The organism is Aureitalea sp. L0-47 (assembly GCF_026126405.1).
GTDB lineage: Bacteria > Bacteroidota > Bacteroidia > Flavobacteriales > Flavobacteriaceae > Pukyongia.
In genome coordinates, this window is the sequence record NZ_JAFMTQ010000032.1 from 1 (window position 1) to 3,902 (window position 3,902).

Consider the following 3,902-nt stretch of genomic DNA (forward strand, 5'->3'; position numbering starts at 1 on the left):
TTTGATCTAACGACTAAGGATGCTGAGATTTTGAACATATTGGTCAATGTGACCTTGACCTATCATTTAAGTGAGCCTGAGGCCACTGGGGGTTTAAATCCTATTGCGACCCCTGGTGCGTATCCCAGTGGTGGAGAGGTGATCTGGGTACGTGGGGAGAACTCGGCGGGTTGTTTTACTGTTGGGAGCTTTGGACTTATTTTAGGTGCTGTTCCGGTGTATGTTGAAGTGCCTGTTTTCGAGCAGTGTGACAACGATGGTGATGGTGTAGAGGATTTTGATCTCACGAGCCAGAACGCTACGATCGTGGACGGTAATTTGGACCTAACGGTGAGTTATCACCCCACCCAGGTGGATGCGGATGCCAATACCAACCCATTGGCTATACCTTATACCAGTGCGGGAGAGACGATCTTTGTACGTGTAGAGGATAATATTACGGGTTGCTACGGCACCTTTACCATGGATCTGGTGGTGGTGATGCCCCCTGAGATCTTTGTTCCGGACCCCTTGACGTATTGCGATGATGACAACGATGGTTTTGGGGAGTTTATTTTAACGGATGCCGATGAGGATGTGGTCAATGGGAACCCTGCGGGTAATTTGGTGGTGAGCTACCACGAGACCCTGGCCGATGCACAGAACAATGTCAACCCACTAGCCAGTCCGTATGCCAATGTAGATCCGTTCTTACAGACGGTGTATGTACGCCTTACCGATATCGCCACGGGTTGTTATTCCACGACCACTTTGCTACTTATCGTTCAGGATTCTCCGCTGATAAACGATCCACAGCCCCTGGTGGTATGTGATGACGACACTGACGGTTTTGCGGTCTTTGACCTGACCCAGGCGGAGCCAGAGATTTTAGGTTCTCTCAACCCGGTGGATTACACCATCAGTTATTACGAAGATGCGGGCCTTACGGTTCCTATTGTCAATACCACGGCCTATGTGAACCTTAGCAATCCCCAGACGCTATTTGTAGTGGTGGAGGACATCAGCAATGGTTGCCAGGGACAGACGACCTTAGAGCTCCAGGTTAATTTACCGCCACAGATCAATGCTCCGACCCCTTTGGAGCTATGTGATGTGAACAATCCCGGGGATGAGATGGAGGCCTTTGATCTGGAGAGTAAGACCTTTGAGATCACCGGGGGTGACCCGGGGATCATTATCACCTACCACGAGACCCAGGCGGATGCCGATGCGGGTACCAACCCCTTGGCCAGTCCGTATGTGAACCAGGTTCCTCAGCCCCAGACGATCTATATTCGTGCGGTGGGCGCCTCAACGAGTTGTGTGACCTCGACGGGCTTTACCCTGGATCTGGTCGTTAATCCGTTGCCTTTTGCTGCCACGCCCACCCCACTGGAGGTGTGTGATGAGGATAACGACGGTTTTGCGTTGTTCGATCTTACCAGCAAGGACGATGAGATCACCTTGGGGGATCCACTGATCTTTGTGACCTATCACGAGACCCTGTCGGATGCCCAGGCGGGTATATTTGCCCTGGCCAGTCCGTATCAAAACATTATAGCCGTCAACCAGACGGTGTATGCACGTGCTACCTATTCTCCTTTGAATCCTCCGCCGTTCAACACGGGATGTTTCCGCGTGGTTGAGTTGGAGCTGGTGGCGGTTCCCACCCCTGAGGTACCTTTAAGTCTGGATCCACTAGTGATCTGTGATCCTGAGGGCGATGGTTTTGAGATCTTTGATCTGACGCTTCAGGATGCTGCGGTGTTGGGTACCCAGGATCCCACCCAGCATACCATTACCTATCATGAGTCGTTGTTGGATGCCCAGGCAGGTACGCCTTTTATTGGTACTCCCACGGCCTATCAGAACCTGAGCAATCCCCAGACGATCTGGGTACGCCTTACCAACAATGGGAGCGCTTGTTTTGCTATCACGAGTTTTGAGTTGCAGGCTCCCCAGGGTCCTGCGGTCAATCAGCCTACCCCACTTAGTGTATGTGATGATCTAGGGGAGCCCAATGATGGGTTTACGATCTTTGATCTGACGGTAAAAAACGATGAGATCACCGGCGGGGTATTGGGCGTTGGGGTTCAGTATTTTGAGAGTCTGGACGATGCTCAGAACAATGTCAATGCCATTGATCCCGATACGGCCTATCAGAACATCTCGAATCCTCAGACGGTGTATGTCAGGGTGACCGATGGCAATAGTGGTTGTGTAGATACTACGGTGAGTTTGACACTGCGGGTCAATGCCAATCCTGAGCCTGGAGTGCCGGATGCTTTGGAGCTTTGTGATGTTACTGATCCGGGTGATGGGACGGAGGTCTTTGATCTTACCCAGGCGGCGCTTCAGATCACCGGGGGCAGTCCGTGGGATCTAAGCTATCATGAGAGTCAGCAGGATGCTTTGGATGCTGCCAATGCGATTGTGGATCCTACGATGTATTCCAATACGAGCAATCCCCAGACGATATACGTACGGGTAGAGAACAATACGATCCCGGAAGGCTGTTTTGAGATCGTGGCGTTGGAGCTACTTGTCAACCCACTGCCGCAGGCCAATACGAGTATCACTCCGCTTATCTTGTGTGAGGTGCCATCGGATGGCTTTGGACTCTTTGATCTTACAGAGAAGATCCCTGAGATCTTAAACGGTCAGGATCCATCGATCTACCAGGTGAGTTTCTATGAGAGCCAGGCGGAGGCCGACGCGCAACTCAACCCGATATTAAACAGTACATCATATCCTAACACGACGAATCCCCAGACGATCTGGGTGGGTATTTTAAACAGTGATACGAATTGTTATATATCGGATCCCGATCAGAGTTTTGAGATCGAGGAGCGCGAGGGTGCTGTGGCCAGTGAGCCAGCCCCGTATGTGATCTGCGATAATTTAGATGCCAATGATGGTATCGGGGAGTTTGCCCTGGACGGCAGTACTGATGAGAGCCAGGCGGTGATCGATCAGATATTAAACGGTCAGGACCCGAGTATTTACCTGCTTAGTTTCCATCCTACCCTGGAGGATGCACAGGGGAACACCAATCCACTGGGTAGTCCGTTTGTCAACACGATCAACCCGCAGGTGATCTATGCCCGTGTGGGAAACAGTGATACGGATTGTTTTGATATCACCCAGGTGATCTTAAAGGTAGAGGAATTGCCAGAGGTGAGTTTGGAAGAGTTCTACCGTTTGTGTGTGGACGTTAATGGCAACCCGATCCCTGAGGAGGAGGGTGCGTTATCGCCACCGGTTATCGATACGGGTCTGGACCCGAGTGTATACACCTTTGAGTGGTTTATCGACGGGGTGATCCAACTAGGTCAGACGGATCCATCGATTGTAGCCCTTAGGGGAGGTAGTTACAGTGTGATAGTGACCGAGATCGACAGTGAGTGTACGGCTGAGGCCAGCACAACGGTGACCGAGTCGTCGCCACCTCTTGTCTTTGATGCCCAGGTGGTGAGTCCGGCTTTTGCCGGTGATCATTCGATCCAGGCTACGGCTGAGGGCTTGGGAGAGTACATCTTCCAGTTGGATGATGGGCCTTTCCAAAGTGAGGGCTTGTTCACGGGTGTGGATCCCGGACGTCACCAAGTGACCATCAAGGATGCCAACGGTTGTGGTAGTGTGGTGGTGGAAGTGAGCATTATCGATTACCCACGTTTTGTGACCCCGAATCAGGACGGGTATCACGACACCTGGAATATCATCGGGATCGCTGGCGGAGACCCTACGGCAAAAATTTATATATTTGACAGATTCGGTAAGCTACTCAAGCAACTCAGTCCGCTGGGCGAAGGATGGGACGGTACCTTTAACGGTAACCCGATGCCATCGAGTGATTACTGGTTTGTGGTGGAATACACCGAGGAAGAGGTCCGAAAGGAGTTTAAAGGACACTTTACCCTAAA

1 protein-coding gene is annotated in these 3,902 nt (G+C 51.5%); it reads left to right on the forward strand.

All coding sequences use genetic code 11. The features are described 5' to 3' along the window. Positions 1-3,902 (forward strand): T9SS type B sorting domain-containing protein (locus J1N09_RS15305; RefSeq protein WP_265201155.1); only part of this gene is annotated, 3,902 nt, incomplete at both ends.